Source organism: Tepidimonas sp. (assembly GCF_036825565.1).
In the GTDB taxonomy this organism is placed as follows: Bacteria; Pseudomonadota; Gammaproteobacteria; order Burkholderiales; family Burkholderiaceae_C; genus Tepidimonas.
Genome location: NZ_DAISXZ010000029.1, coordinates 1 through 26,324, shown reverse-complemented (window position 1 = coordinate 26,324; position 26,324 = coordinate 1). Strand labels below are relative to the sequence as shown.

Annotated in this window: 26 protein-coding genes and 1 riboswitch; of the genes, 11 read left to right on the top strand and 15 right to left on the bottom strand. The window is 68.9% G+C overall.

What is annotated here, in order from left to right:
• Positions 1 to 62 precede the first annotated feature (62 nt).
• From V7026_RS05780 to V7026_RS05730, 11 genes are all read right to left on the bottom strand, one after another.
• Positions 63 to 1,571, bottom strand: coding sequence for a tripartite tricarboxylate transporter permease (locus V7026_RS05780; RefSeq protein ID WP_334154397.1), 1,509 nt, complete (start codon positions 1,569 to 1,571; stop codon positions 63 to 65).
• 1 nt (position 1,572) lies between these two features.
• On the bottom strand, positions 1,573 to 2,016 hold the full coding sequence (locus V7026_RS05775; protein WP_334154396.1) for a tripartite tricarboxylate transporter TctB family protein: 444 nt from the start codon (positions 2,014 to 2,016) through the stop codon (positions 1,573 to 1,575).
• A gap of 71 nt (positions 2,017 to 2,087) precedes the next feature.
• The gene (locus tag V7026_RS05770; RefSeq protein ID WP_443082319.1) at positions 2,088 to 3,068 is read right to left on the bottom strand and encodes a Bug family tripartite tricarboxylate transporter substrate binding protein; all 981 of its coding nucleotides are present in this window, start codon (positions 3,066 to 3,068) and stop codon (positions 2,088 to 2,090) included.
• A 69-nt stretch (positions 3,069 to 3,137) separates the two neighbouring features.
• Entirely contained in the window at positions 3,138 to 4,580 is a 1,443-nt protein-coding gene (locus tag V7026_RS05765) for a sensor histidine kinase (protein ID WP_334154394.1), read from the bottom strand.
• Entirely contained in the window at positions 4,577 to 5,260 is a 684-nt protein-coding gene (locus tag V7026_RS05760) for a response regulator (protein WP_334154392.1), read from the bottom strand. The genes V7026_RS05765 and V7026_RS05760 overlap by 4 nt, the downstream gene beginning before the upstream one ends.
• 45 nt (positions 5,261 to 5,305) lie before the next feature.
• Complete coding sequence (locus V7026_RS05755; protein ID WP_334154390.1) at positions 5,306 to 6,811, bottom strand: M20/M25/M40 family metallo-hydrolase; 1,506 nt, start codon at positions 6,809 to 6,811, stop codon at positions 5,306 to 5,308.
• A gap of 49 nt (positions 6,812 to 6,860) precedes the next feature.
• Positions 6,861 to 9,008, bottom strand: a complete 2,148-nt coding sequence (locus V7026_RS05750) for a putative bifunctional diguanylate cyclase/phosphodiesterase (protein ID WP_334154388.1) — start codon at positions 9,006 to 9,008, stop codon at positions 6,861 to 6,863.
• 19 nt (positions 9,009 to 9,027) lie between these two features.
• Positions 9,028 to 10,833: a methyl-accepting chemotaxis protein gene (locus V7026_RS05745; protein ID WP_334154386.1), complete on the bottom strand. Its 1,806-nt coding sequence runs from the start codon at positions 10,831 to 10,833 to the stop codon at positions 9,028 to 9,030.
• Positions 10,834 to 10,873: 40 nt separating this feature from the next.
• Positions 10,874 to 11,854, bottom strand: coding sequence for a methyl-accepting chemotaxis protein (locus V7026_RS05740; RefSeq protein ID WP_334154385.1), 981 nt, complete (start codon positions 11,852 to 11,854; stop codon positions 10,874 to 10,876).
• A gap of 15 nt (positions 11,855 to 11,869) precedes the next feature.
• Positions 11,870 to 12,211, bottom strand: coding sequence for a hypothetical protein (locus tag V7026_RS05735; RefSeq protein WP_334154384.1), 342 nt, complete (start codon positions 12,209 to 12,211; stop codon positions 11,870 to 11,872).
• Between the two features lie 39 nt (positions 12,212 to 12,250).
• Positions 12,251 to 12,751, bottom strand: a complete 501-nt coding sequence (locus V7026_RS05730) for a chemotaxis protein CheW (protein ID WP_334154383.1) — start codon at positions 12,749 to 12,751, stop codon at positions 12,251 to 12,253.
• A gap of 195 nt (positions 12,752 to 12,946) precedes the next feature.
• Between V7026_RS05730 and V7026_RS05725 the strand changes: the two genes are divergently transcribed.
• Positions 12,947 to 13,390 carry a hypothetical protein gene (locus tag V7026_RS05725; RefSeq protein WP_334154381.1) on the top strand — a complete coding sequence of 148 codons (444 nt, stop codon included), beginning with the start codon at positions 12,947 to 12,949 and terminating at the stop codon, positions 13,388 to 13,390.
• On the opposite strand, the gene V7026_RS05720 is transcribed toward V7026_RS05725, so the two are convergent.
• Positions 13,371 to 13,916, bottom strand: a complete 546-nt coding sequence (locus tag V7026_RS05720; protein WP_334154380.1) for an adenine phosphoribosyltransferase — start codon at positions 13,914 to 13,916, stop codon at positions 13,371 to 13,373. The two genes, V7026_RS05725 and V7026_RS05720, sit on opposite strands and share 20 nt — an antisense overlap.
• Positions 13,917 to 13,926: 10 nt before the next feature.
• Positions 13,927 to 15,912 carry a cation:proton antiporter gene (locus tag V7026_RS05715; RefSeq protein ID WP_334154379.1) on the bottom strand — a complete coding sequence of 662 codons (1,986 nt, stop codon included), beginning with the start codon at positions 15,910 to 15,912 and terminating at the stop codon, positions 13,927 to 13,929.
• A 51-nt stretch (positions 15,913 to 15,963) separates the two neighbouring features.
• On the opposite strand from V7026_RS05715, the gene V7026_RS05710 reads away from it, so the two are divergent.
• From V7026_RS05710 to lptC, 3 genes are read left to right on the top strand one after another with little or no spacing between them, the layout of a single operon-like run.
• The gene (locus V7026_RS05710; RefSeq protein ID WP_334154377.1) at positions 15,964 to 16,971 is read left to right on the top strand and encodes a KpsF/GutQ family sugar-phosphate isomerase; all 1,008 of its coding nucleotides are present in this window, start codon (positions 15,964 to 15,966) and stop codon (positions 16,969 to 16,971) included.
• Entirely contained in the window at positions 16,971 to 17,519 is a 549-nt protein-coding gene (locus V7026_RS05705; RefSeq protein ID WP_334154375.1) for a KdsC family phosphatase, read from the top strand. Before V7026_RS05710 ends, V7026_RS05705 begins: the two co-directional genes overlap by 1 nt.
• Positions 17,516 to 18,178, top strand: a complete 663-nt coding sequence (lptC, locus tag V7026_RS05700; protein WP_334154373.1) for an LPS export ABC transporter periplasmic protein LptC — start codon at positions 17,516 to 17,518, stop codon at positions 18,176 to 18,178. Before V7026_RS05705 ends, lptC begins: the two co-directional genes overlap by 4 nt.
• On the opposite strand, the gene V7026_RS05695 is transcribed toward lptC, so the two are convergent.
• Entirely contained in the window at positions 18,172 to 18,549 is a 378-nt protein-coding gene (locus V7026_RS05695) for an RNA recognition motif domain-containing protein (protein WP_334154371.1), read from the bottom strand. The genes lptC and V7026_RS05695 overlap by 7 nt on opposite strands.
• Before the next feature lie 260 nt (positions 18,550 to 18,809).
• A riboswitch (SAM riboswitch) is annotated at positions 18,810 to 18,886 on the top strand.
• Positions 18,887 to 18,934: 48 nt separating this feature from the next.
• Between V7026_RS05695 and metX the strand changes: the two genes are divergently transcribed.
• On the top strand, positions 18,935 to 20,140 hold the full coding sequence (gene metX, locus V7026_RS05690) for a homoserine O-succinyltransferase MetX (protein ID WP_334154369.1): 1,206 nt from the start codon (positions 18,935 to 18,937) through the stop codon (positions 20,138 to 20,140).
• Positions 20,137 to 20,721: a methionine biosynthesis protein MetW gene (gene metW, locus V7026_RS05685; RefSeq protein WP_334154367.1), complete on the top strand. Its 585-nt coding sequence runs from the start codon at positions 20,137 to 20,139 to the stop codon at positions 20,719 to 20,721. Before metX ends, metW begins: the two co-directional genes overlap by 4 nt.
• 43 nt (positions 20,722 to 20,764) lie before the next feature.
• Here the strand turns inward: metW and V7026_RS05680 are convergent, their stop codons facing one another.
• The gene (locus V7026_RS05680) at positions 20,765 to 22,162 is read right to left on the bottom strand and encodes an aspartate aminotransferase family protein (protein WP_443082318.1); all 1,398 of its coding nucleotides are present in this window, start codon (positions 22,160 to 22,162) and stop codon (positions 20,765 to 20,767) included.
• 48 nt (positions 22,163 to 22,210) lie between these two features.
• Between V7026_RS05680 and V7026_RS05675 the strand changes: the two genes are divergently transcribed.
• The 5 genes from V7026_RS05675 to V7026_RS05655 form a co-directional block, all read left to right on the top strand.
• Complete coding sequence (locus V7026_RS05675) at positions 22,211 to 22,663, top strand: sirohydrochlorin chelatase (RefSeq protein ID WP_334154399.1); 453 nt, start codon at positions 22,211 to 22,213, stop codon at positions 22,661 to 22,663.
• Between the two features lie 297 nt (positions 22,664 to 22,960).
• The gene (locus V7026_RS05670) at positions 22,961 to 23,209 is read left to right on the top strand and encodes a HepT-like ribonuclease domain-containing protein (protein ID WP_334154398.1); all 249 of its coding nucleotides are present in this window, start codon (positions 22,961 to 22,963) and stop codon (positions 23,207 to 23,209) included.
• Positions 23,210 to 23,287: 78 nt separating this feature from the next.
• On the top strand, positions 23,288 to 25,051 hold the full coding sequence (locus tag V7026_RS05665; protein WP_334154365.1) for a nitrite/sulfite reductase: 1,764 nt from the start codon (positions 23,288 to 23,290) through the stop codon (positions 25,049 to 25,051).
• 10 nt (positions 25,052 to 25,061) lie between these two features.
• On the top strand, positions 25,062 to 25,547 hold the full coding sequence (locus V7026_RS05660) for a DUF934 domain-containing protein (protein ID WP_334154363.1): 486 nt from the start codon (positions 25,062 to 25,064) through the stop codon (positions 25,545 to 25,547).
• A partial coding sequence (locus tag V7026_RS05655; RefSeq protein WP_334154361.1) for a phosphoadenylyl-sulfate reductase occupies positions 25,540 to 26,324 on the top strand: 785 nt, incomplete at its 3' end. The genes V7026_RS05660 and V7026_RS05655, both read left to right, overlap by 8 nt.

The following is a 26,324-nucleotide window of genomic DNA, read 5'->3' as shown; positions in this document are numbered from 1 at the left end:
GGAACGCTGTCCGCGATGGCAATGGAATCACTGTCCGCCATCAGTGGAATGCGCAGTCAAGCTCAGCCCACTTGACGTGCGCGGCGCTGACGCAGTATGGGCGGGACCACTAGCACAACGGCCGCCAGGATCCACAATGACATCGTGACCGGGCTGGACCACAGGATGTTCAGTTCGCCATTGGTGATCGACAGCGCGCGGCGAAGGTTCTGCTCCATCAGGTTGCCCAGCACCACACCCAGCACCATGGGCGCCATAGGCATGCCCATCTTGCGCAAGAAGTAGCCGATGACGCCGATGCCGACCATGAGAAGCAGGTCAAAGGTGCTGGAGCTGAGTGCATACACGCCGATGAAGCTGATCGCCAAGATGCCCGGCACCAGAAGCCAGCCGGGGATCGCCAGCATCGAGGCGAAGACCCGCACCATGGGCACGTTCATCACGAAGAGCATCACGTTGGCGATGAAGAGCGAAGCGATCAGACCCCAGACGAGGGCGGGCTGAGCGTCGAAGAGCACCGGGCCGGGGGTGATGTTGTAGAGCGTCAATGCCCCCATCATCACCGCCGTGGTGCCCGAGCCGGGCACACCCAGCGTGAGCATGGGGATGAAAGAACCGGTGGCCGCGCTGTTGTTGGCCGCCTCTGGTGCCGCCAGTCCACGCAAATCGCCCCGACCAAATTTGGCATCCGGATCCTTGCCTTCGTGCAGGCGCTTCTCGTTGGCATAGGCCACGGCGGAGGCCACGCTGGCGCCGGCACCGGGCAGTACACCGATGCCAAAACCCATCAAGGAAGAACGGATCGTCGTCCACCAGGTGAAACGCAATTCCTTGAAATTGAAGAGCTTGCGCTCGCCAGGGGGCACTTCGACCTTATGGCCTGTGAGCAAGTTCTCCAGCATCTGCAGCATCTCTGCGATAGCAAACAGGCCAATCACCACTACGACAAAATCGATGCCATCGGCGAGTTCTGGAAGGTCGAAGGTGTAGCGATAGACGCCCGAGTTCGCATCAACGCCCACACTGGCGATCGCCAGACCGATCGCCGCAGCCAGTACCCCCTTGACGGGCTTCTCGCCCAGCAGGCTGCTCAACGCGCAGAAAGCGAAGACCATCAGCACGAAGTATTCCGCTGGGCCAAAGGCTAACGCCCACCTCGCCACCAGCGGCGCAAAAGCTGCGATGCCCAAAATGGCCACGCTGGAGCCAACGAACGAGGCCCAGGCCGACAGCGACAAGGCAACGCTGGCCAGACCTTGCCGGGCCAGCGGATAGCCGTCTAGCGTGGTCATGACGGCGGCAGCTTCGCCGGGCACATTGATCAGGATCGAGGTGATGCGCCCACCGTATTCGGCACCCACGTAAACGGCCGCCAGCAAGATGAGAGCGGTTTCCGGCGGCAGGTTCATCGCGAAGGCAATGGGCACGAGCATGGCCACGCCGTTGATCGGCCCGAGACCGGGCAACACGCCGACGATGGTGCCCAAGAACGCACCGATGGCGGCCACCAGCAGATTGACCGGGGAAAAGGCCACCCCGAAGCCGAGGCTGAGGTGTTGAAGGACTTCCATGTCAGCCTCCGACGTTGAGAATACCCGTGGGCAAAATCACATCGAACACTTTGTCGAACAGCAAGTAGAACCCCACGCCCAGGCCAATTCCCCCCAGAAGGCAGTTGCGCCAGCGCCCGCCAAACAACCGCCCGACGAAGATCGTCATCAGGGCTGTGGACACGATGAAGCCCAGGCTGGCAAAGATGAGAGCGTACGCGGCGACGAGGACGACCATCCACGCGATGCGAACGTTGGCGCCCGGTGGATTGGGCTCGGCTTGGTCTAGCCCGCGGACCATCAGCCAAAGCCCGCACAGCGCGATCACGCCGGCCAGCAGCAGCGGAAAGGCTCGTGGGCCTACCGGTTCATACGAAAAAGGGGCTTCCAGGCCCCAGCCCTGCCACGCGAGCAAGGCGGCAAGCAACAGGGCAAAGGCGCCCAGCGCACGGTCGTTGAGGGTCATGAACTCAGACTCCGCGGGAAATACACGGAAAGGAGGCCGCGCCTGTGGGCGCAGCCGACACTGTGAGCGGATTACTTGACCAGACCGAAGTCCTTGACCAAGTCAACGTAAGCCTGGGTGCGCTCTTTGACGTAGCGATCCAGCTCGGTCCCCACTAGGTTGAAAGGGAAAAGGCCACGCTGCTGTTGCAAGGCAGCAAAGCCCGGGGCACTCATGGCCTTGCCAAACGCGGCGACCCACCATTGGTAGTCGGCATCGGCGACCTTGGGCCCGACGTAGAAGCCCCGGATGATTGGCCAGTCGATGTCAAAGCCTTGCTCGATGGCCGTGGGCGTGGCCGAGAGGCGGCCGGGCAAGCGCTTTTTGCTATAAACCGCCAGCACACGCACCGGGGCGCCGCTGTCGAGCGCCTGTGCTGCTTCAGAAGCATCGCCCATTTGCACCTGAATGTGCCCACCGCGCAGCGCGGTAAGCACCTCTCCGCCGCCCTCGAACGCCACATAGCGCATGCGCTTGTAGTCCACGCCAGCAGCCTTGGCCGTGAGCGCCGCTTTCATCCAGTCCTGGCTACCCACCGAACCCCCGCCGCCCAGCACGATCTTGCTGGGGTCCTCCTTAAGATCGGCCATCAGGCCTTTGAGATCTTTGTAAGGCGAGTCCTCGCGCACCATAGCCACGCCATAGTCCGCGCCGATAGCCGCCAGCCAGCGCACATCGTTGACGCTGTACTTGCCAAACTTGCCCTGCGCCAAATTGAGCAGCGAGCCCCCGGAAAAAGCCACGATGGTGCCGGCCTCGCCCGGGCGTTGGGTGATGATGTTGTTGTAAGCCACGGCCCCTACGCCGCCGGGCATGTACGAGATGCGCATCGGGGTCTTGAGCGCGCCGCTATCGGCCAGCGCGGTCTGGGCCAGGCGGCAGGTCAGATCGAAACCGCCGCCGGGCTGGGCCGGGGCCACGCATTCGGGGCGGGCCGGTTCGGCGTGAGCCGCAGCAGTGAATATCCAGGTGGCCGCGGCCATCCAAGCGGCCATCATTCGTCGAAAACCCATAACTGGCATGGACGTCTCCTTGGGGTATTAAAAACAGGTCCCACCGGGCACGCCGGCGGCCCCCAGAGACTACGAAGCCGAGGCTTTCGACCGGCTTTCAATCGGCGCTGCCGCGCCTAGGGAAAACACCAACTCGGCACGCAAACCCGGCAGCGGCGCAAGGGGTATCAAGCGCAGCTCGGCCGCATGCATCTGCGCAATGGTGTGCACGATGGCCAACCCCAAACCCGCACCTGACTGCTGCTTGCCAGCCTGCCCACGCCGAAAACGCACCCCCGCCAGCCCAATGTCGTGAGGCGTCATGCCCGGCCCTTGATCTTCGACCTGCAAACGCGCCAACTCGCCATCGCTCGTCACACGTACCGTCACCGCCCGCCCTGCGGGCGTGTAACGGATGGCATTGTCCAAGAGGTTGAGGAGCGCCTCGCGCAACAGCCACTCCAGGCCAAGAATCTGCACCGGGTCGGCGGGCCGCTCCACGCCGAAATCGAGCCGTTTGAGCCGTGCCTGCGGCAACACCTGACGTGCCACCGCCGCAGCCAGTGCTCCGAGATCGACCGCCTCCCGAACCAGACCGCTTTCGGCCAAGGAAGCTTCCCGGGCCCGCGCCAACGCCAGCATCTGGTTGGCCATGCGCACCGTGCGCTCCAAACCGTCGTGCATGGCCAGCAAGGCGTGCCGCACTTCGGCGGGCTCGGTCTCGTGCAAGGCAAAGTCGATCTGGGTGCGCAATACGCTCAGCGACGTGCGCAATTGGTGCGATGCGTCGTCGAGAAACTGGCGCTGTGCGCGGGCCATGTCGGCATAGCGCGCCATGTGCCGGTTGACGGCGGCCACCAACGGGCGAACTTCGGAGGGCAGCCCCCCATCGTCGATGGGGCTGAGATCATCGGTCGCCCGCGCCTCCAATTCCTGGCGCAACCGCGTCAGCGGCCGCAACGTCATCACCACGCCATTGACCAGCAGAACCACGCTCAAGGCGATGCCGAGCGCATCGCGTTCGATGGAGCGCTGCAACACCTGCTGCAGAAACACCTCTCGCGTGCCTAGACTCTCGGCCACCTGGACGATGATGCGCCCCGAAGGATTGCTGGGCAGCGGCGGCTGCGCGGGGCGAGCCAGCGCCGCCACGCGCACCGGCGTGTCCTCGTGCATCGCATAGTAAAAGCGGGGCTGCCCTGTCACCAAAGGCTGGCGTGGCAGCGGCAAAAAAGGGCTGCCAATCTCGGCCAGACCATCCTCGGTCGAAACGCGGAAGTACACGCGCGCGTTGGTGGTCAGCTCGAAAAACTCCAGCAGCATGAAAGGCTGCTCCACCGCCAATCCGCCGCTGGCGGTAGAGACGTTCAAATCGATGGCCCGCAAGGCCCCAGCCAGCGCACGGTCATAAGCGGCATCGACCTGGTCGCGTAACAGCTGATTGGAAAACCACAGCGTGCCGCCCATGATGAGCACCAGCCCCGGCAGCAGCCACCACAATAGGGCCGATTTGAGACTACGCGCAGTCCTCATGCCCCGTCCGAATCGGACGTCTCCAGACAGTAGCCCAACCCGCGCAGAGTGACGATCTGTACACCCGATCCAGCCAGCTTGCGTCGCAGTCGATGCACATAGACCTCGATGGCCTCGAGATTGACGTCCGCATCCCCTGCAAAGACGCGATCCAAGATTTGTTGCTTGCTCAGCGGCTCACCGCTGCGCTGAATCAAAGCGCGCAACACTGCACGCTCGCGCGGCGACAGCGCCAGCGACTCGCCGCGGATCGCGAAGCGCTGGCTGGCGGTGTCGAACTGCAACGGCCCACAGGCTAGGCGCGGGTGCTCCTTGCCGCGCGCGCGGCGCACCAGGGCCAGCAAGCGGGCCTGCAGCTCCTCCACCATGAAGGGCTTGGGCAAAAAATCGTCGGCGCCTTCGTACAGGGTACCCACGCGCTCGGTCAGCGAATCGCGCGCTGTGAGCACCAACACCGGCGTGCGATCGTCACGCTGGCGCATGCGGGCAATGACCCCGTGGCCATCGAGGCCGGGCAATCCCAAGTCGAGCACCACGGCATCGAACTCCTCCGTGGCCAGCCGGCGGTCGGCCAACACCCCATCGTCGGCCCAATCGACCACGATGCCCGCATGACGACTCAGAATCTTGGTCAGCCAACGCGCCAGGTCTGGCTCGTCTTCCACCAGCAAAATGCGCATCGTTCGACCACCCTGTCAGCCGGTGCGATCCCCGTGCGCGTGCCGTCACGGCATCCGCGCGATGACCTCGGCCACCGCCGCGGTCAGGCGGCGGGCGTACGGCACGTGCAGGAACTCGTTCGGGCCGTGGGCGTTGCTCTGCGGCCCGAGCACGCCGCAGACCATCATCTGCGCGCGCGGGAAGCCAGCGCTGAGCATGTTCATCAACGGGATCGTGCCGCCTTGGCCGAGCGTGGCGCACGGCGCGCCGAAGTGCGCCTGGCTGGCGGCCTGCAGGGCCTGCTCGAACCACGGGGCGCTCCCCGGCGCGTTCCAGCCGTTGGCCGCGCCCTCCGGCTCGAAGGTCACGCGCGCCTGGTAGGGGGCGTTGTCCTCCAGCAGCGCCTTAAGGCGCTGCGCGGCCTGCGCCGCGTCCACCAACGGCGGCAGGCGCAGGCTGAGCTTGAACGCGGTGTAGGGGCGCAGCACGTTGCCGGCGTCGCGCAGCGGCGGCAGCCCTTCCGCCCCGGTGACCGACAGCGTCGGGCGCCAGGTGCGGTTCAGCAGCGCCTCCACCGGGTCGGTCGTCACCGGCAGCGCGAACGCCGTGCTGCCGCCGCAGTCGTGGTGCGCCCAAGGGAAGCGCCGCCAGACCGCCTCGCCCAGGATCGCGGCGGTGGCGCGCGCCTGCTCGATGCGCTCGGCCGGGATCTCGCAGTGAAGGTCGGCGGGCAGCAGGCGGCCGGTGGCGCTGTCCTCCAGCCGCTCCAGCACGTGGCGCAGGATGCGAAACGACGACGGCACCACCCCCGAGGCGTCGCCGGAGTGCACGCCCTCGGTCAGGATGTCCACGCGCAGCACGCCGCTGACCATCCCGCGCAGGCTGGTGGTCAACCACAGCTGGTCGTAGTTGCCGGCGCCGCTGTCCAGGCACACCACCAGCCCGACGTCGCCCAGGCGCGCGCGCAGCGCCTCGAGCGTGGCCGGCAGGTCCGGCGAGCCGCTCTCCTCCCCGGTCTCGATCAGGCCCACGATGCGCGGGTGCGCGCGGCCCGCGGCCTGCAGCGCCTCGATGGCGGCGAGTGCCGCATAGACCGCGTAGCCGTCATCGGCGCCGCCGCGGCCGTAGAGGCGGTCGTCGATCAGGCGCGGCGTCCACGGCCCCAGGCCCGAGCGCCAGCCGGCAAACTCCGGCTGCTTGTCCAGGTGGCCGTAGAGCAGCACGGTCTGGCCGCTGGCCGGCGCGGGCGCGCCGTCGGCGCCGGCGCGCGCGGCCACCTCGAACAGCAGCACCGGCGTGCGCGGCGTGCCGTCCGGGCGGCGCAGCCGGATGATCTCGAGCTCGAACCCCTGCACCGGCTGGCGCGCCACCCAGTCGGCGGCGTCGCGCAGCACCGCCTCCAGGTGGCCGTGCGTGGCCCAGTCGGGGTCGAACATCGGCGACTTGGCCGGAATCTCGATGTAGCGCTGCAGCGCCGGCAGGATGTCGCGCTGCCAGCGCTCGTCCACGCGGGCGCGGGTAGTGGGCACGTCGAGCACGGCCTGGGCGGGGTCGGGCAGGCGGGCGTTCATGGGTGCGGGGTCGGCGGATGGAACAAAGAGCGAGAGACAGGCCCGCCGATCAGGCGGGCGGCGCTGGCTCAGGCGAAGAAGCGGCCGGCTCCAGCGGCGCGGGCCGGCCGAAATGGTAGCCTTGGAACAGTCGGCAGCCCATGGCGCGCAGCACCTCGTACTGGCCGGCGGTCTCCACCCCTTCGGCCACCACCTCCATCTCCAGGCTCTGCGCCAGCTGCAGAATGGTGCGGGCAATGGCCGCGTCGTTGGGGTCAGTCAGCAGGTCGCGCACGAAGCTGCGGTCGATCTTGAGCTGCGTCAGCGGCAGGCGCTTCAGGTAGCTGAGCGACGAGTAGCCGGTACCGAAGTCGTCCAGCGCGAACTGGATGCCGAGGCCGGCGAGCGCCTCCATCTTGGCGATGGTGTCCTCCACGTCGTGCAGCAGCAGGCTTTCGGTCAGCTCCAGCTTCAGCCGGCTTGGGTCGGCGCCGGCGGCGTGCAGGGCCTGCCGCACGCTGTCGACGAAGTCCGGCTGGCGCAGCTGGCTAGCGCTGAGGTTGACCGCCAGCGTCCAACCGGCGCGCAGCGGGTCGGCCGCCCAGCGCGCGAGCACCCGGCACGCCTCGCGCAGCACCCACTGGCCGATCGGCAGGATCAGCCCGGTCTGCTCCGCCACCGGGATGAACTCGGCCGGCGGCACCATGCCGCGCACCGGGTGGCGCCAGCGCAGCAGCGCCTCGTGCCCGCAGATCTGCGCGCGCACATCGACGATCGGCTGGCCAAAGAGCAGCAGCTCGCCATCGCGCAGGCCGTGGCGCAGCTCGCGCTGCAGCATCGCGCGCTGCACGACAAGCGCCTGCATCGCCGGGTCGAAAAAGCGCACCGCGTTGCGCCCCGCGGCCTTGGAGTGGTACATCGCCAGGTCGGCGCGGCCCAGGATGTCCTCCACCGTGTCGCTCTGGCCGCGAAACAGCGTGATGCCGATGCTGGGCGTGGCCTGCAGGTCGTTCCCGTCGATGACGGCCGGCCGCTCCAGCGCCTGGCGCAACTTCTCGGCCACATGCTGGGCGCGCCAGGCGGCTTGCTCCTCGTCCTCGCGCAAATCCTCCAGCAGCACGACGAATTCGTCGCCGCCCAGCCGCCCGACCGTGTCCTCGGCGCGCACGGACTCGCGCAGGCGTTGCGCCATCTCGCGCAGCAGCCCATCGCCCGCGGTGTGGCCGAACGCGTCGTTGATGTCCTTGAAGTTGTCCAGGTCGATGAAGCACAGCGCCGCCCACTGGCCGCCGCGCGCGCTGGAGGCCTGCGCCTGCACCACCCGGTCTTGGAACGAGCGCCGGTTGCACAGCCCGGTGAGGCCATCGTAATAAGCCAGGCGTTCGATGGTGGCCTCGGCCTGCTTGCGCGCGGTGACGTCACGGCCGATGCCGCGGTAGCCGACGAAGGTGCTGTGCGCGTCGAACACCGGCTCGCCACTCAGCGCAAACCAATAGCTGCGCCCATTCGCCAGCACGCGCTGCACCTCGAAGTGGCGAAACGGCTCGCGCTGCTCGACCGCGTCGAGCAGCGCCCGCCAGTCCTCGGGGTGGGGACGGTTCGGCGCCGGCACGTCCCACGGCCGCCGGCCGATGAACAGCGGCGCAATGGCGTACTCGCGCACCACGCGCCCTTCCAGCCGCGTGTAGCGGCCCTCGGCGTCCCACTCCCAGTACCAGTCGGCCGACAGCTCGGTCAGGCTGCGAAAGCGCGCCTCGCTCTCCCGCAGCGCGGCCAGCGCCTGCGCGTGCTTGGTGATATCGGTATAGACGCGCGCCCACCCCCCACCGGGCAGCGCGATCGTTGACCCCTGCAACGTGCGGCCGCTGGCGGTGGTGTGAGAGTAGATGTGCGGCTGGCCGCTCCTCTGCGTGGCGCGCAGGTGGTGCCAGACACGCTGCAGCAGGCGCTGCGGATCGCCCTTCAGGTCGCCGCGCCCGGCCTGCCAGCGCACCACCTCGTCGATCAGCGGCGCGCGCGCCATCAGCTCCTGCGGTAGTTCCAGCAGCGCCAGCGCGCTGGCGTTGTACCCCACCACCCGCCCGTCGGGGTCGAGCATGACGAAGGCGTGCTGCAGGTGATCCAGCAGCTCCGCCACCGACAGCCGCCCGGCGCGCGCCGCTTCGTCGGCGGCCGCGCTGGCCATCCCGGGCAGGGTGGTGGTGAAGTCGTCGGTCATCGCGCGCGGTCAGCCGGGGTCAAAAGGTTTCCCAGTCGCCATCGTCGGCCGGCTTGGGCGCTGGCGCTGAGGCAGAAGGTGCAGGCGACTTCGCCGACGGGGCGGCCGGCGCCGCCTTGATGGCCGGGGCCGGGGCGGGCGATGCTGCGGGCTTGGGCAAGGTCGGCTCGCGCCGCGCGGTCGTGGGCAGCGACTTCGGGGCGGCGGCTGACTTGCGGGTCTCCGCGCGCGGCACGCTGCGTCGCACGGCTGGTGCGGCAGCCACGACAGCGGGCATGGCGTCGCCGGTGCGGAACTGCGCCACCACCTGCTGCAGCTCGGCGGCCTGCTGGCGCAGGCTCTCGGCCGCGGCGGTGGTCTGTTCCACCAGCGCGGCATTCTGCTGCGTGGCTTGGTCCAACTGAGTGACTGCAGAGTTGACTTGTACGATGCTCTCGCTCTGCTCGGTCGTCGCCGCCGTCACCTCCCCGATCATGTCCGCCACCCGCTGGATGGCTTGCTCGATCTCGCCCACGGTGCGGCCGGCCGCCTCGACCTGTTGGCTGCCTTGCTGCACGCGCGCCACGCTTTCCTCAATAAGGGCCTTGATCTCCTTGGCAGCCTGGGCGCTGCGCTGGGCCAGCGCACGCACCTCGCCCGCCACCACCGCAAAGCCGCGGCCAGCCTCGCCGGCGCGCGCGGCCTCTACCGCCGCATTGAGCGCGAGGATGTTGGTCTGGAACGCGATGCCGTCGATGACCTGGATGATGTCGGCGATCTTTTGGCTACTGGCCTCGATGCCCTGCATGGTGCCGATCACCTCGCGAACCGCCGAGCCGCCCTTTTGTGCCGCACCAGCGGCCTGCTGCGCGACTTGATTGGCCGTGCGCGCCGAATCGGCGCTGTGGCGGACCGCCTCGGTCAGCTGCTGCAAGCTGGCCGAGGTTTGCTGCAAACTGGCCGCGGCGCTTTCGGTTCGGCCGGACAAGTCGCGGTTGCCCTGCGCGATTTCGGCCGCGGCGCTGGCCACGCCATCGGCCGATCCACGGATGCGCCCCATGATTTGGCGAAGCGCATTTTGCATCCCATCCAGCGCACGCAGCAGTTCGCCGACCTCGTCACCACGACCAGTTTGTAACCTCTGGGAAAGATCGCCCTGGGCAATGGACCCTGCCACAGCCACCGCCTCGCGCAGCGGGCGCGTGATGCCACGCGTCAGCGCCACCGCCACCAGCGTGCCCAACCCCAGCGCCAGGGCCGCGGTGGCCAGCATCACCCACTGGCCCAGGCGCGCATCCTCTAGCGAATTCTCGACCAGCGCGTCCGCTTCCCGCAACAGCGCTTGGGTCAGGTCCTGCTGCGCCTTCAGGTACGCTTGCGACGATGGGTCGTAGCGCGCCGCGCGCAGCTCACGTGCGCGCGCCAGATCGCCGGCGCGCACCAGCTCCAGCACCTCGTTGCGCACCGCCAGCTGTGCTTGGCGCAGCTGGCGCACACGCTCGAAGACCGCTTGCTGCTGAGTGCGGTCAATGCTCTCGGCGACACGCTTTTCCAGCTCGTCCACCTGGGCCCGGTTGGCTGCCATGCGCTGTTGGAAATACGCCACCAGCTCGGGGTTGTCGCCATAGCGCAGGATGGCGTCCACATTGGCCACCTGCCGCTGCGTGATCGACGCCCACTGCTCCGCGGCAAAGGCGACGTCGCTCGCCACATCGGAGTGGCGGATGCTTTCCTCCACGTGCCGGTTGGTCCACAGCGCAACGGCGAGCACCAACAGCGTGCCCGCCATCACCACCGAAAACCCCAGCCCCAGCCGGGTGCCTACCTTCCAATCGCTCCGTGCCATCGTCATGCTCCTGGGGTTTCATCGACCTTGCCGTATGGGGTCAGGCATCGGCAGCCGCCGCGCCGCGGCGCCGCTCCGGCCCGTGGTAGCTGGACGGGTCGCCGTGCCCGCGCACCTGCGCCGGCACCAGCGGCGCATGCTCGCCCGCCATCCCCGGCAGGCGGAACACCGCCACCATCTTAGCCATGCGCTCGGCCTGCGCGCGCACGTCGGTGGCGGTGTCGGTGCTGTGCGCCACCAGCGCCGTGTTCTGCTGCGTCATTTGATCGACTTCGGCCACCGCGGCGTTGATCTGCGCCAAGCCCTGCGCCTGCTGCTGGCTGGCGGCAGTGATCTCGCGGATGAAGGCGGAGACCTGCTCGGCGTTGGCGACGATGTCCCGGATGGTGGCGCCGGCCGCGTGCACTTGGGCCGTGCCCGTGCCCACCTGCACCACGCTGGCCTCGATGAGCGTCTTGATCTCCTTGGCGGCCTGGGCGCTGCGCTGCGCCAGTTGGCGCACCTCGCCGGCCACCACGGCAAAACCGCGGCCGGCCTCGCCGGCGCGCGCGGCCTCCACCGCCGCATTGAGCGCCAGGATGTTGGTCTGAAAGGCAATGCCGTCGATGACGCCGATGATGTCGGCGATCTTGCGGCTGGCGGCCTGAATGCCGTCCATCGTCGCTACCACTTGGCCGACGGCCTCGCCACCGCGCTCGGCCACCTCGGCGTTGCGTCGCGCCAGTTCGATCGCGGCCTGCGCGGCCTCGCTGCTGGCGGCCACATGGCGGGTCAGCTCGTCGATGCTGGTGGCGGTCTGGCGCAGGTGCTCGGCGGTCTGCTCGGTGCGCTGGGCCAAATCTTGACTGCCGTTGGCCACCGACTCGGCGGTGGCGCGCATGCGCTCGGCGGTGGCGTGGACTTCGCCCACGGTACGCGCGAGCGACGCCTGCATATCCACCAGACTGCGCATCAGTTCGGCCAGTTCGTCACTTCCGCCGGTGTCGGCGCGGGTGGTCAGGTCACCGCGCGCAATGGCCACCGCCAGCGCCTGGGCCTACTGCAGCGGGTGCACGATGCCACGCAGGTTCATTAGCGTGGTGGGCACCACGATCAGCATCGCCACCCCCAGCGCGGCCGCCAGCGCCCACAGCGACTGCGCGCGGATTTCCTCGCCATGCTCGGTGAGCTGCACGACTTGGTGGGCGAAGGCCTCGTCGGCGTTCGGACCCGCCGTCACCCAGGCCAGCGTCAGGGCCTCGTGCTGGGCGATTTGCATGTGATTGACCGCCCAGACGCCGACGCCGGCCAGCGCCAGCATCAGCACCAGCACCACGGCGATCGCGCTCCACATGCGCACGCGCACGCTGAAGGCGCGCATCCAGTCGCTTGCGCTCATACCCGTGTCCTCTCGATCGGCATGCCGTGGTGGGGGCGGTCAAACATCCATCAGCCCCATGTCAGGGCTGCCCATCAGGGCTTCGATGTCCATGAGGATCAGCATGCGCTCGCCGACGCTGGCAATGCCGGTGATGAAGGCCGTGTCCACGGTGGACGACGCCATTTCGGGCGCGGAACGAATCTGGTCACGCGGCAGCTCCAGCACGTCCGACACCGAATCGACCACCGCGCCGACCACCCGCCCCTTGACGTTGAGTACGATGACCACGGTCAGGCCGTTGTATTCGACCTTCTCGCACCCGAGCTTGATGCGCAGGTCCACCACAGGGACGATGACGCCGCGCAGGTTGACGACCCCCAGAATGTGCGAGGGTGCATTGGCGATGCGGGTGGGGTTTTCGTAGGAGCGAATCTCCTGCACGCGCAGGATGTCGATGCCGTACTCCTCGTCCCCGAGCCGGAAGGTCAGGAACTCGGCGCTCGTGCGGCCGGAGGCGGCATTGGAATGGGCGGCGGTCGAGGTGGCAACAGCGGTCATGGTGACTCCTCTTGGGCAGGGGGCCCAACGAACGGGTCCGCCGACGACGGGCGGCGCAAATTCGATGGTGACAGAGTATCGGCCAAAAACGCCCGCGCAGAAAGCGCCAAACAGGCCGCAAAGTCGACAAACGCGACGCAGACGCGCCAAAAGTGGCCAAAATGCCAGCCGTTGCCCGCCTTGCCCCGCGCCGCCATGTCGCCGTCGCCCCCCAACCCAAGCCGTTCGCCCGCCCCCGCCGGCTGGCTAGCGCGGTGGCGGCGCTGGTGGGGCTTGGCGCCGCGCGAGGCGTCGGCCCACGACGCCGCGCGGCCCAGCCCGCGGCGGCGCCAGCGCGAACGGGTGGCGCTGCTGGTGCGCGAGGTCATGATCCGCCACGGGGTGCTGTCCGGCCGCTACCGCGTGCGCGTGCTGTCGCTGGACCGCGAGGGTTTGCAGCACCTGGTGCTGATCGACTGGTTGCCCCACCGGGTGGGCTTGGCGGCCGGGCCCGTGCCCGAGGCCGCGCGGCTGGAAGCGGAAGTCCAAACCGAGGCGCGGCAAACCCTGGGGCTGACGGTGCGCGCCGTGTACTGGCGCGGCAACCCGCTGCCGGGTGACTGCTCGCCCCATGGCCAGATCAATGGCCCTCGAAGCTGACCAGGGTAAACAGGGACAAGCCGGCCTCTCGCAGGCGCTGCAGGCCGCCCAGCTCGGGCAGGGCCACAATGGCCGCGCCCTCGGTCACGGTGGCGCCCAGCTTTTCCAGCAGTTTTTTGCCAGCCATCATGGTGCCGCCGGTGGCGATCAGGTCATCGATCAGCAGCACGCGGTCGCCGGTCTTGACGGCGTCGGTGTGCAGCTCGACGGTGGCGCTACCGTACTCCAGCTCGTAGGTCTCTTCCACCGTCGTGAAGGGCAGCTTGCCTTTTTTGCGGATGGGCACGAAGCCAATCCCCAGCTCATAAGCGACCACCGAGCCGATGATGAAGCCGCGCGCATCCAGCCCCGCCACCACATCGGGCCGCTTGTCGCGGTCCATGTAGCGGTGGATGAAGGTGTCGATCAGCACCCGAAACACCTTGGGGTCCTGCAGCAGCGGCGTGATGTCGCGAAACTGCACGCCGGGCGCAGGCCAGTCGGGCACGGTGCGGATGTGGGCTTTGAGGTAGGCGGCGGTGTCCATAGGGGCGGGATTATCCGGCCAGCAGCTTGCCTTCGGCCAGCGCCAGTGCTTCCGGAGCGCCGTACAGCACCACGGCATCGCCGCCGTGCAGGCGCAGCTCGTCGGTGGGGTCCTCGTGTCGGCCGCCGGCGCGGCGCACGCCCACCACCCGCACGCCGACCGCGTGCAGGGCCAGCTCGCCCAGGGTGCGCCCGACGGTCGGCCCCGCGGGGGGAAGCACCACCGTGGTCAGGCGCTCTTGGTGGGGTTCGTCGGTGGCGTCGTCGTCGGCGCCGTGGAAGTAGCCGCGCAGCAATTGGTAGCGTGCCTCGCGCTGCTGCTGGACCAGCCGCACCACACGGCGCAGCGGCACGCCCACCAATGCCAGCGCATGGCTGGCCAGCATCAGACTGGCTTCCAGCGCTTCGGGCACGACCTCGGTGGCGCCGGCGGCCTGCAGGCGGGCCAGATCGGCATCGTCCACGGTGCGCACCACCACCGGCACGGCCGGGGCGTGTTCGCGCACATGGTGCAGCACCTTCAGCGCGCTGGGGGTGTCCAGATAGGTGACGACCACGGCACTGGCCCGCGCCAGCCCGGCGGCCATCAGGGACTGCAGGCGCGCCGCGTCGCCAAACACGACGGAATGCCCCGCCGCCGCCGCCTGCCGCACCCGGTCGGGGTCCAGGTCCAGTGCCATGTAGGGCATGCGCTCGCCCTCCAGCAGGCGGGCAAGGTTTTGCCCGCAGCGGCCGTAGCCGCAAATGATGACGTGCTTGTCGGCGGCGATCGCCTTGCGCGCGATCTGCGTCATCTGCACCGACTGCATGAGCCAGTCGCTGCCGACCAGCCGCGCCACGATGGCGTTGCTGTGCTGGATCACCAGTGGCGTCAGCAACATCGAGATGACCATGGACGCCAGCGTCGGGTTGAACAGTGCCGGGGGCACCAGGCCGTTCTGGTTGGCCAGCTGCAGCAGCACCAGGCCGAATTCGCCCGCCTGCATCAGATACAGCCCCACGCGCAGCGAGATCCCCATCGGCGCGCCGAACGCCCGGGCCAACGCCGTGATCAGCGCCACCTTGAAGGTCAGCGACAGCGTCAGCAGCAGCAACACCAACGGCCAGCGCTCGAGCACCAGGCGCCAGTCCAGCATCATGCCGATGGTGATGAAAAATAGGCCGAGCAACACGTCGTGGAACGGACGGATGTCGGTCTCGACTTGGTGCCGGTATTCGGTCTCGGCGATCAGCATCCCGGCCACGAACGCCCCCAGCGCCAACGACAGCCCCGCATGCTCGGTCAGCCAGGCCAGCCCCAGCGTGACGAGCAGCAGGTTGAGCATGAACAGCTCCTGGCTCTTGCGCCGCGCCACCAGCGTCAACCACCAGCGCATCACCCGCTGCCCGCCCGTGAGCAACACGGCCAGCAACACCGCCGCCTTGGCCAGCGCCAGCAGCAGCGCGCCGGCCAGGTTCTCGCTGTCAGTGCCCAGCGCCGGGATCAACACCAACAGCGGCACGACCGCCAGATCCTGAAACAGCAGGATGCCGACCACGCGCTGGCCGTGCTCGGACTCCAGCTCCAGCCGGTCGGCCATCAGCTTGACGACGATGGCGGTGCTGCTCATCGCCATGACGCCGCCCATGGCCAGCGCCATCTGCCACTCCAGCTTCCACCACTGCGGCAGCCACCACCCCAGCGCCAGCGACGCCAGAGTGGTCAGCAGCACCGTCAACACCACCTGGGCCGTGCCCAGCCCAAACACATGGCGCTTCATCGAGCGCAGCTTGGGCAGGCTGAACTCCAGCCCGATGGCAAACATCAGGAACACCACGCCAAACTCGGCCAGGTAGCGCAGACCGGCGGAGTTTTGCGCCAAGGCCAGCGCGTGCGGACCGATCAGCACACCGACCGCCAGGTAGCCAATCATCGCCGGCAGCCGCAGGGTGCGGCAGACCACGACACCCAGCACGGCAGCCAGCAGATACAGCAGCGCGATGTCCAGCGAGTTCATCCCGCCGATCTTACGGCGGCAAGGGCGATGGCCTTGCCGGATAATCCCCACATGACGCTGTCCCCCGCCACCCATCCCGCGCCCGATGCCGATGCGGTACTGACCCTCGCGCGCGAGGCGCTGGACACCGAAATCCAGGGCCTGCAGGCGATGGCCGACCGGCTGGACACACGCTTTGCGCAGGCGGTGCACACGGTACTGGCCTGCCGCGGGCGGGTGGTCGTCACCGGCATGGGCAAAAGCGGGCACGTCGGCCGCAAAATCGCCGCGACGCTGGCCTCCACCGGCACGCCCGCCCTATTCATGCACCCGGCCGAGGCCAGCCACGGCGACCTGGGCATGATCACGCCGGCCGACGTGGTGCTGGCCATCAGCAACTCCGGCGAGAGCGAGGAGCTGACCGCCATCCTGCCGCTGATCAAGCGCATGGGGGTGCCGCTGCTGGCGATGACGGGGCGGGCCGACTCCAGCCTGGGCCGGCATGCCGATGTGGTGCTGGACACGGGGGTGGCGCGCGAGGCCTGCCCCCACAACTTGGCCCCGACCGCCAGCACCACGGCGCAGATGGCCATGGGCGACGCGCTGGCGGTGGCGTTGCTGAGCGCACGTGGCTTTCAGCCGGACGACTTCGCCCGCTCGCACCCCGGTGGCGCGCTCGGCCGCCGCCTGCTGACGCTGGTGCGCGACGTGATGCGCCCGCTGGAGGCGACGCCGCAGGTGCCCCCCACCGCCACACTGATCGAGACCATGCACGCCATGAGCGCGGGCGGCCTGGGCGCGGCGGCGGTGGTGGACGACGCGGGTGCGGCCATCGGTATCTTCACCGATGGCGATTTGCGCCGGCTGATCGAACGGCGCGAGAGCGCCGACCTACGCCAGCTGACCGCCGGGGAAGTCATGCACCCGCGGCCGCGCACCGTGCGGCCCCAGATGCTGGCCGTGGAGGCGGCCGACCTCATGGAAACGCACCGCATCACCAGCGTGCTCGTGGTCGACGACGGCGGGCGGCTGGTGGGCGCCCTCAACCACCACGACCTGATGCGTGCCAAGGTGATCTGATGCCCCCGCCGGTGCTGGACTTCCCCCCCGAAACGCTGCTGCGGGCGCAGGACGTGCGCGTCGCCTTCTTTGACGTGGACGGTGTGCTCACCGACGGCGGGCTCTACTTCGGGCCCGATGGCGAGGCGCTCAAGCGCTTTTCCAGCCTGGACGGCCATGGACTGAAACTGCTGCGCCGCGCGGGCATCGAACCCGCCGTCGTCACCGGGCGCGACTCGGCCGCCCTGCGCAACCGCCTGCAGGCACTCGGCGTGCAGCATGTGCGCTACGGCACGGAGGACAAACGCCCGGCCGCCGAGGCCATTTTGCACGCCCTGGGCCTGGACTGGTCGCAGGCCGCCGCCATGGGCGACGACTGGCCCGATCTGCCCGTGCTGCGCCGCTGCGCACTGGCCGTGGCCCCGCCGTCCGCGCACGCCGAGGTGCGGGCCTGTGTGCACCACATCACTCGGGCCGCGGCTGGGGACGGTGCGGCGCGGGAGTTTTGCGACCTGCTGCTGGTGGCGTCGGGCCACTACGTCAGTTTGCTGGCCGAGGCCGCGGCGTGAACCCCATCCCCGCCGCCGCGCCGTCCCCGGCCACACCGCGCTGGCACGGGCTGTGGGACCGGCTGTCGCCGTACCTGCCGGTGCTGCTGATGGGGGGGCTGGCCCTGGTGACCTATGGAATCGTCCAGCGCATTCCGGAGCCCACCGCCACGCCAGATACGCCGCTGGCGGAAGGCCAGCCCGACTACCGCCTGGAGGGCTTCACCCTGCGGCGCTACGAGACCGATGGCCGCCTGGGATCGGTGCTGACCGGTGCGGTGCTGGAGCATTTTCCGGCCAACGGCCTGCTGCGGGTGCAGGACGCCACGCTGGAGCGCATCGATCACGCGGGCCAGATGCGGCTGCTGGCCCGCGCCCGCGAGCTGCGCACCGACGACGCGCGCACCACCTACCACCTGCGCGGCGACGTGCGCCTGGTGCGCGAGGCCTGGCCAGAGGGGGAACGGAAAAATGCCACGCCGCGCCTGACCCTGGAGGGCCAGACCCTGACGTGGCATGATGATCGACGGCTGCTCGAATCGGATCAGCCGGTTCGGCTGACCCGCGGCACGGACACGCTCATCGGCAACCGCTTGTGGTACGACGAGCGCAACGGCATCGCCGACCTGCAGGGGCAGGTGCGCGCCACGCTGGTGGCACGCCCGGCGCGGAATCAGTAACCGCCGCGGTCGTCGCGCCGACGGCCGGTTCCGTAGGGGCTGCGGAACTGGCCCTCGCCGCCGCCAAAGCCGCCGCCATCACGGCGACCGCCGCCAAACCCACCGCTGCGCGGGGGACGCGGCTCCATCGGGCGCGCCTCGTTGACGACCAGGTTGCGGCCGCCCATGGATTGGCCGTTCATGCCGGAGATGGCGGCCTGCGCCTCGGCATCGCTGCCCATCTCGACGAAACCGAAACCCTTGGAGCGGCCGGTGTCGCGCTCCATCATGACCTTGGCGCTGGACACTTGGCCAAACGCACTGAATGCCTGCTCGAGATCGCCGTCGCGCACCGAATACGGAAGATTGCCGACGTACAACTTGTTGCCCATCTGAGGGACTCCTGAAAACACACGAAACAAAGGGTAGCGATGGAGCCCCGACGGCACACAAGAGAACTGCAGCACGCGAAACCGACCGATCACCAAGATGCAAGCGTCGCGGACACTTGCGGCGCCCATTATGCGCGCTCGCCGCGATCTGCGCCCGTCTTTTCGACGATCGGCCCGATAAACCGCGTCAGCGATGCGTCAGAACAACACTTTGTCTGCGCCGCCACACGCCCGCATGGGCGGGATGCCGCGCTTGTATACTTGGCCCTAGCGCCGATTTGAGTCCCGCTTGCGGGCGCGTAACAAATACCGCTAAAGAGGAAGACGTGGCCATCGGCCAAGTCCGGCAAGCCCTCGATCACGGCGCGGCTAGAGGATCGATACCGTGATCGTCACTCCCCAGCGTCATGCCTTCGAGACACCCCTGCCCCTGCGTGGGGGGGGCGTGCTGCCCGCCTTCGAACTGGTCTACGAGACCTACGGCCAGCTCAACGCCGCGCGCGACAACGCGGTGCTGATCTGCCACGCGCTCAACGCCAGCCACCACGTCGCCGGGCAGTACGCCGACGAGCGCGGCCAGCCGCTGCCGAAAAGCGAGGGCTGGTGGCACAACATGGTCGGCCCCGGCAAGCCGGTGGACACGCGCCGCTTCTTCGTCATCGGCGTCAACAACGTCGGCTCGTGCTTCGGCTCCACCGGGCCGATGCACCTCAACCCCGCCACCGGCCAGCCGTGGGGGGCGGACTTTCCCGTCGTGACGGTGGAAGACTGGGTGGAGGCGCAGGCGCGGCTGCTGGATGCGCTGGGCATCGAGCGTCTGGCCGCGGTGATGGGCGGCAGCCTGGGCGGCATGCAGGCGCTGAGCTGGACGCTGCAGTATCCCGAGCGCGTACGCCACGCGCTCGTCATCGCCAGCGCCCCCAACCTGACGGCGGAAAACATCGCCTTCAACGAGGTGGCGCGCCGCGCCATCGTCAGCGACCCGGACTTTCACGGCGGGCACTACCTGCGCCACGGCACCAAGCCGCGGCGCGGGCTGCGCATCGCGCGCATGATCGGCCACATCACCTACTTGAGCGACGACGTGATGAACGAGAAGTTCGGCCGCCGCCTGCGCCCGCTGGCCGAGGCGCTGCGCGCTGGCGACGCCGAGGCCGCCGAGCGGCTGGTCTACCGCTACACGACGCAGGACATCGAGTTCGAGATCGAGAGCTACCTGCGCCACCAGGGCGACAAGTTCAGCGAGTACTTCGACGCCAACACCTACCTGCTGATCACGCGCGCGCTGGACTACTTCGACCCGGCGCGCGACCACGACGGCGATCTGTCGGCGGCGCTGGCGCGCGCCCAGGCCGACTTCCTGCTGGTGTCCTTCAGCACCGACTGGCGCTTTGCGCCAGCGCGCAGCCGCGAGATCGTCAAGGCGCTGCTGGACAACCGCCGCGCCGTCAGCTACGCCGAGATCGATGCGCCGCACGGGCACGATGCCTTCTTGCTCGACGACGCGCGCTACCACGCCGCCGTGCGCGCCTACTTCGAACACCGCGTCGGCGCCGGCCTGCAGCCGCCCACCGCCGGAGGTGCCGCATGAGCGACCGCCAGATCCAGCACCTGATCGCGGGCCTGGTGCCGCACGGCGCGCGCGTGCTCGACCTGGGCTGTGGCGACGGCGCGCTGCTGGCGCACCTGCGCGCGGCACGCGGCTGCCACGGCTACGGCATCGAGCTGGATGATGCGCAGGTGCTCGCGTGCCTGAAGCGCGGGCTGGACGTGCTGCAGTTCAACCTGGAGGAAGGGCTGTCGATGTTCGGCGACGACAGCTTCGACGTCGTGCTGCAGATCGACACGCTGCAACACCTGCGCAACGCCGAGACGATGCTGCGCGAGACCGCCCGCGTGGGCCGCAGCGCGATTGTGGCCTTCCCCAACTTCGCGCACTGGCCCAACCGCCTACGCGTGCTGGCCGGGCGCATGCCAGTGACCAAGCGGTTGCCGTACCAGTGGTACGACACGCCCAACATCCGCGTCGGCACGTTTGCGGACTTCGAGGTGCTGGCACAGCGCCTGGGCTTGCACATCGAAGATGCGTTTGGGCTGGAAAACGGGCGCGAGGTCCGCACCCTGCCCAATCTGCTGGCCAGCACGGCGGTGTTCAAGCTGACCAAACGCTGAGGCTGAGGCTGAGGCCGCGACCCGTGCCGGGTCGGACCACCCGTCAGGCGAGTTCGCGGATCGTCTCGCCCAGCGCACCCACCAGCCGGTGGATCTCGGCCTCGGTGCTGATGAAGGGCGGTGCCAGTTGGATCGTGTCCCCGCCGTAGCGCACGTAAAAGCCCTTGGCCCACATGCGCATCGCGATCTCGAACGGGCGTTTGAGCGGCTCGCCCGGCACCGGCGCAAAGGTCAGCCCGGCCGCCAGCCCGTAGTTGCGAATGTCGGTCAGGTGCGGGCTGGCGCCGCGCAGGCCGTGCACCGCGGCCTCGAACACGGGGGCCAGCATGCGCACGCGGGCGATGGCCTCGTCCTGCTCCAGCAGCCGCATCGACGCCAGCCCCGCCGCGCACGCCACCGGGTGCGCGGAATAGGTGTAGCCGTGCGGAAACTCCAGCGCATACTCGGGGCCGCCTGCGGCCATGAAGGTGTCGTAGATCTCTTGCCGCACCACGACGCCGCCCAAGGGCTGCACGCCATTGGTCACCTGCTTGGCAAAGTTCAGGATGTCGGGCGTGACGCCAAAGGCTTCGGCAGCCGTCCAAGCGCCGCTGCGCCCAAAGCCGCTGATGACCTCGTCGAAGATGAGCAGGATGTCGTGCGCGGTGCAAATCTCGCGCAGGCGCTGCAGATAGCCCACCGGCGGGATGACCACGCCGGCCGAGCCGGAGAACGGCTCGACGATGACGGCGGCAATCGTCGATGCGTCGTGCAGCGCGATGAGATCCAGCAGATGGTCGGCCAGATGCTGGGCGTAGGCGGCATCCGCCGGGGGTTGGCCGCGGTAAAAGCCCCCAGCCGGCGGCTGCGTGTGGGGCAAGTGGTCGGCCTCCACCCCCTGGCCGAACAGCTTGCGGTTGCCCACGATGCCCCCAACCGAAATGCCCCCGAAGTTGACCCCGTGGTAGCCCTTGGCGCGGCCGATCAGGCGCGTCTTACTGGCCTGCCCCTTGGCCCGCCAGTAGGCGCGCGCCATCTTGAGCGAGGTGTCCGCCGACTCCGACCCCGACCCGGTGAAAAACACGCGGTTGAGGCCCGCCGGCATGCGCTCGACGATGCGGTTGGCCAGCTCGAACGACAGCGGATGGCCAAACTGGAACGCGGGCGAATAGTCCAGCGTCGCAACCTGGCGGCTGACGGCCTCGACGATCTCGCACCGGCCATGGCCGAGCCCCGTGCACCACAGACCCGACAGGCCATCGAAGATGCGGCGCCCGTTGGCATCGATCAAGTAGGCACCTTCGGCGGCGACCACGAGGCGCGGATCGGCCTTGAATTGCCGGTTGCCCGTGAACGGCATCCAGTGCGCGGCCATCCAGTCGGCGCCGCCGGGCGCGACCTCGGCGCTGGTGGGCGTGAACGCCCCGGCCGTGGGGGCGGCGATGTGCGAGCGGTCCGACATATCCATAGCAACGGTCCTTTTCGTGAGGATCGTGCCATTATGCGCGCCATGCACGCAGTCAAGGAGCCACCCGTCGCCCCGCCGGACGGGCCACCCCACCCCGAGGCAGGGCTGATTCTGTTCGCGCACGGCGCGCGCGATCCGGCCTGGGCCGGCCCGTTCGAGCGCGTGGCGGCGGCCGTGCGCGCCGAGCGGCCGGAGCTGGCGGTGTCGCTGGCGTTTCTGGAGTTCATGGCGCCGGACTTGCCCGCCGCCGGCGCCGCCCTGGCCGCGGCCGGCTGCCGTCAGGTGACGGTGCTGCCCCTGTTTTTGGGCGTGGGCGGCCACGTCCGCAAGGATCTGCCCCATCTGCTGGAACGATTGCGCACGCGGCACCCGACGGTGCAGTGGCACCTAGCGCCGGCCATCGGTGAGGACGCACGACTGGTGGAGGCGATCGCGGGGATTGCGGTGGCGACGGCTCCCCCGTTTTCGGACCGGAATCGGGGGTTGGGACGATAGACTGGGGATTTGGCGCGGCGCTTGGCCGCATCGGCCCCGACGGGCACGAAAAGCGCAAGGGGCCGCTGGAGGATGCCTTGGCTTGCCCCATCGATCTGGTCACGGAAAAGGCGCTGCGCCCGGAATTGCGGCCTTACATCGAGCGGGAGTTGGCGGATGTCTGAGCGCGAGCGGGCCTGACGCTTTTACCTCGACGACATGATCGGCTTTGCCGAAAAGGTGCTCGAGTACACCGATGGGCTGAACCAGGCCTCCTTCGCGGCGAGCGGCCTCATTTACGACACGACCTAGCGCAACCTGGAGCCGATCGACGAAGCGGCCACGTACATCCCCGAAGCGGTGCGGGCAGCCCACACCGAGATCCCGTGGCGGATGATCGTCGCCACCCGCAACCGGCTGATCCACGGTTACCTCGGCATCGACAACGACATCGTCTGGAGCCTCGTCTGCGGAACCCCCTCGCGTTTCGACGGCATTGCGAGCCTTGACGCAGATCGTCACGGGGTCTGCGCCTTGACGCGCTTGGTATATGAACACTGGTTATAGATATCAAACGATCTTTTTGTTTAGTTTTTCATAACCAAAACGGAGAATATCGGACATTCGATGACTTGATGCCCTGCGATGTACCGGTACTCCGACTTCGACCGACGTTTCATCCGCCAGCGCGCCGCCCAGTTCCGCGATCAGTTGCGGCGACACCTGGCCGGGCAGCTCAGCGCCGACGACTTTCGGCCGCTGCGGCTGCAAAACGGCTGGTATGTGCAGCGCCACGCGCCCATGCTGCGCGTGGCCATCCCCTACGGCGAACTGAGCAGCCGCCAGTTGCGCACCCTGGCGCGCGTGGCGCGCGAGTTCGACCGCGTGACCGATGGGCCTTGGGCCGGCCAGGGCGGTTTCGGCCACTTCACCACGCGGCAGAACATCCAGTTCAACTGGATCCCGCTGGCCTGCGCGGCCGATGTGATGGATGTGCTGGCCGAGGCCGATCTACACGGCATTCAGACCAGTGGCAACTGCATCCGCAACATCACGACCGATGCACTGGCCGGCATCGCTCCGGACGAGATCGTGGACCCTCGCCCCTATTGCGAGCTGCTGCGCCAATGGAGCACGCTGCACCCGGAGTTCGCCTTCCTGCCGCGCAAGTTCAAGATCGCCGTGACGGGCGCGGCAGACGACCGCGCGGCCATCGCTTGGCACGACATCGGCCTGCAACTGCGCCGCGACCCCCACGGCGCGGTGGGCTTTCGCGTGCTGGCGGGCGGCGGCATGGGGCGCACACCGCTCGTCGCGCCGGAGCTGCGCGCCTTCGTGCCGTGGCAGGACATCGTGCTGTATCTGGAAGCGATTCTGCGCGTGTACAACCTGTTCGGGCGACGCGACAACCTCTATAAAGCCCGGCTGAAGATTCTGGTGAAGGCCGAGGGTCAGCGCTTCGTGGACGCGGTGGAGGCCGAATACCGGGCGCTGCGGGACGACGATGCGCTGGGCGCGCAGCTGCGGCTGACGCCAGCCGCCCTGGCCAAGGTGCAGGCGCACTTCACCCCCCCGCCGGGTTGGGTGGATGAAGCTGCGCCGGCCGCCCCATCGACCCCCTCGCCGGCCGCTGCTGCGCCGACCGAAGCGGCCGCCGCGCTGCCGCCCGCCTACCGGCGTTGGCGTGAGCGCCATGTGCAGGCGCACCGGCTGCCCGGGCTGTGCGCGGTCACGCTCACACTCAAGCGCGCCGGGCAGCCACCAGGCAACGCCAGTGCCGACCAACTCGACGCGGCGGCCGATCTGGCGGACCGTTTCAGCGCCGGCGAGGCGCGCGTGTCGCACGAACAGAATCTGCTGCTGCCCTGGGTACGCGAGGCCGATCTGCCGGCGCTGTGGCAGGCCGCGCGGGCGGTGGGCTTGGGGGCATCCCACCGTGGTCTGCTGACCGACCTGATCGCCTGCCCGGGTGGCGACCTGTGCAGCTTGGCCAACGCGCGCACCTTGCCCATCGCAGCGGCCGTGCTCGAGCGCTACCAGGACCCGGACGAGTTGGAAGCCATCGGCGAACTGGCGCTACACATCAGCGGCTGCATGAACTCCTGCGGACACCACCACAGCGGACACATCGGCATTCTGGGCGTGGATAAGGACGGCAGCGAGTGGTACCAGCTCACGCTGGGCGGCTCCGACGGACAGATGCGTCACGGCCCGGCGCGCGCCGGCCGGGTGGTCGGTCCCGCCTTTGCCGCCGACGAGATCGTCGATGCCCTAGACGCCGTGGTGGCGACTTACCTGGAGCAGCGCGCACCGGACGAGCGCTTCCTCGACACGCTCACCCGGCTTGGGCTGGAGCCTTTCCGCACCGCCACCGATGCCGTGCGCCACACGACCGCCGTCCCGGCCTGAGCCCACCGCCATGACGACTTTGCACTTCATCGCCCCCCAGGCGGACCTGTGGCGCCCCGCGCCGGACGAGGCGGCGCCCCGTCCGGCCGCCGGCCTGTTGCTCCGGCACGACCAGTGGCGTGCCGTGCGCGCCGGCTGGCCGGCCGAAGTCCCGGTCGGTGTGACTTGGCCCAACGACGCGGACATCGCCGAGCTGGTGGAAGACCTGCCCCGACTGGATCTGATCGCGCTGACCTTTCCCAAATGGACCGACGGCCGGGCCTACAGCCAGGCCCGGCTGCTGCGCGGTCGCTGGCGCTGGCGCGGTCAGATCCGCGCCGTGGGCGACGTCATCCCCGACATGGCGCCGCTGCTGTGGCGCAGCGGCTTCGACGCCGCGGTGCTGCGCCCCGGCGAATCGACCGCGGTCGCATGGCAAGCGCTGCAAGCGTTCGACGGTCACTATCAACCCGACACCCGCCGCACACGCACGGCACCGGAGCGCGCCCATGGCTGAACCCCTGTCGCTGCGAATCGACATACCGCCCATCGAGCCGGGCCGGGCCATCGCGCTGTACGCCCGCGAGACACCCGGGCATGCGCAGCGTGTGGCCGCCACGGTGCAGCGCCTGCGCGAGGCCGCCGCCGCCCATACCGGCCGCATCGTGCTGGCCACCAGCCTGGGGGCGGAGGACATGGTGCTGACGGATCTGATCGCCCGCCACGGCCTGCCCATCGCCGTGGCTACGCTGGACACCGGGCGCCTGCACCCCGAGACACGGGCGCTGATCGACCGACTGCAGGCGCACTATGGCCTGGCGGTCGAAGTCTTCCGGCCGGCCCCGGCGGCGGTGGACGCCTTCGAGCGCGAACACGGCGTGGACGCCATGTACCGCAGCCGCGAGCTGCGCCACGCGTGCTGCGCGCTGCGCAAGCTGGCCCCGCTGGCGCGGCTGCTGGCGGGGCGCGAGGCCTGGATCACCGGCCTGCGGCGCGAGCAATCCACCGCCCGCGCCGACGTGCCGCTGCAGGCGCGCGATGCACACGGCCGCCTCAAGCTCAACCCGCTGGCCGACTGGTCGTGGGCCGATGTGTGGCACCACATCGCCCGCCACGGGGTGCCCTACAACCCGCTGCACGACGCCTTCATGCCCAGCATCGGTTGCGCGCCCTGCACGCGCCCCATCGCCGTGGGCGAGGACTTTCGCGCCGGCCGCTGGTGGTGGGAGCACGACGATACCCGCGAATGCGGCCTGCACCTCGAGCGACACCCCTTGTCCACCCCCCCTGGATC

Bases quoted from the DNA above. Each gene is read 5' to 3' on its own strand.
- V7026_RS05755 (WP_334154390.1), bottom strand. From the start codon at position 6,811: ATGAACGCCCGCCTGCCCGACCCCGCCCAGGCCGTGCTCGACGTGCCC.
- metW (WP_334154367.1), top strand. From the start codon at position 20,137: ATGAGCGACCGCCAGATCCAGCACCTGATCGCGGGCCTGGTGCCGCAC.
- V7026_RS05765 (WP_334154394.1), bottom strand. From the start codon at position 4,580: ATGAGGACTGCGCGTAGTCTCAAATCGGCCCTATTGTGGTGGCTGCTG.
- V7026_RS05715 (WP_334154379.1), bottom strand. From the start codon at position 15,912: ATGAACTCGCTGGACATCGCGCTGCTGTATCTGCTGGCTGCCGTGCTG.
- V7026_RS05780 (WP_334154397.1), bottom strand. From the start codon at position 1,571: ATGGAAGTCCTTCAACACCTCAGCCTCGGCTTCGGGGTGGCCTTTTCC.
- V7026_RS05730 (WP_334154383.1), bottom strand. From the start codon at position 12,751: ATGACCGCTGTTGCCACCTCGACCGCCGCCCATTCCAATGCCGCCTCC.
- V7026_RS05680 (WP_443082318.1), bottom strand. From the start codon at position 22,162: ATGTCGGACCGCTCGCACATCGCCGCCCCCACGGCCGGGGCGTTCACG.
- V7026_RS05775 (WP_334154396.1), bottom strand. From the start codon at position 2,016: ATGACCCTCAACGACCGTGCGCTGGGCGCCTTTGCCCTGTTGCTTGCC.
- V7026_RS05745 (WP_334154386.1), bottom strand. From the start codon at position 10,833: ATGGCACGGAGCGATTGGAAGGTAGGCACCCGGCTGGGGCTGGGGTTT.
- V7026_RS05725 (WP_334154381.1), top strand. From the start codon at position 12,947: ATGTCGCCGTCGCCCCCCAACCCAAGCCGTTCGCCCGCCCCCGCCGGC.
- V7026_RS05660 (WP_334154363.1), top strand. From the start codon at position 25,062: ATGACGACTTTGCACTTCATCGCCCCCCAGGCGGACCTGTGGCGCCCC.
- V7026_RS05705 (WP_334154375.1), top strand. From the start codon at position 16,971: ATGCCCCCGCCGGTGCTGGACTTCCCCCCCGAAACGCTGCTGCGGGCG.
- V7026_RS05665 (WP_334154365.1), top strand. From the start codon at position 23,288: ATGTACCGGTACTCCGACTTCGACCGACGTTTCATCCGCCAGCGCGCC.
- V7026_RS05720 (WP_334154380.1), bottom strand. From the start codon at position 13,916: ATGGACACCGCCGCCTACCTCAAAGCCCACATCCGCACCGTGCCCGAC.
- V7026_RS05695 (WP_334154371.1), bottom strand. From the start codon at position 18,549: ATGGGCAACAAGTTGTACGTCGGCAATCTTCCGTATTCGGTGCGCGAC.
- V7026_RS05675 (WP_334154399.1), top strand. From the start codon at position 22,211: ATGCACGCAGTCAAGGAGCCACCCGTCGCCCCGCCGGACGGGCCACCC.
- V7026_RS05760 (WP_334154392.1), bottom strand. From the start codon at position 5,260: ATGCGCATTTTGCTGGTGGAAGACGAGCCAGACCTGGCGCGTTGGCTG.
- V7026_RS05750 (WP_334154388.1), bottom strand. From the start codon at position 9,008: ATGACCGACGACTTCACCACCACCCTGCCCGGGATGGCCAGCGCGGCC.
- V7026_RS05710 (WP_334154377.1), top strand. From the start codon at position 15,964: ATGACGCTGTCCCCCGCCACCCATCCCGCGCCCGATGCCGATGCGGTA.
- V7026_RS05770 (WP_443082319.1), bottom strand. From the start codon at position 3,068: ATGGGTTTTCGACGAATGATGGCCGCTTGGATGGCCGCGGCCACCTGG.
- V7026_RS05735 (WP_334154384.1), bottom strand. From the start codon at position 12,211: ATGAGCGCAAGCGACTGGATGCGCGCCTTCAGCGTGCGCGTGCGCATG.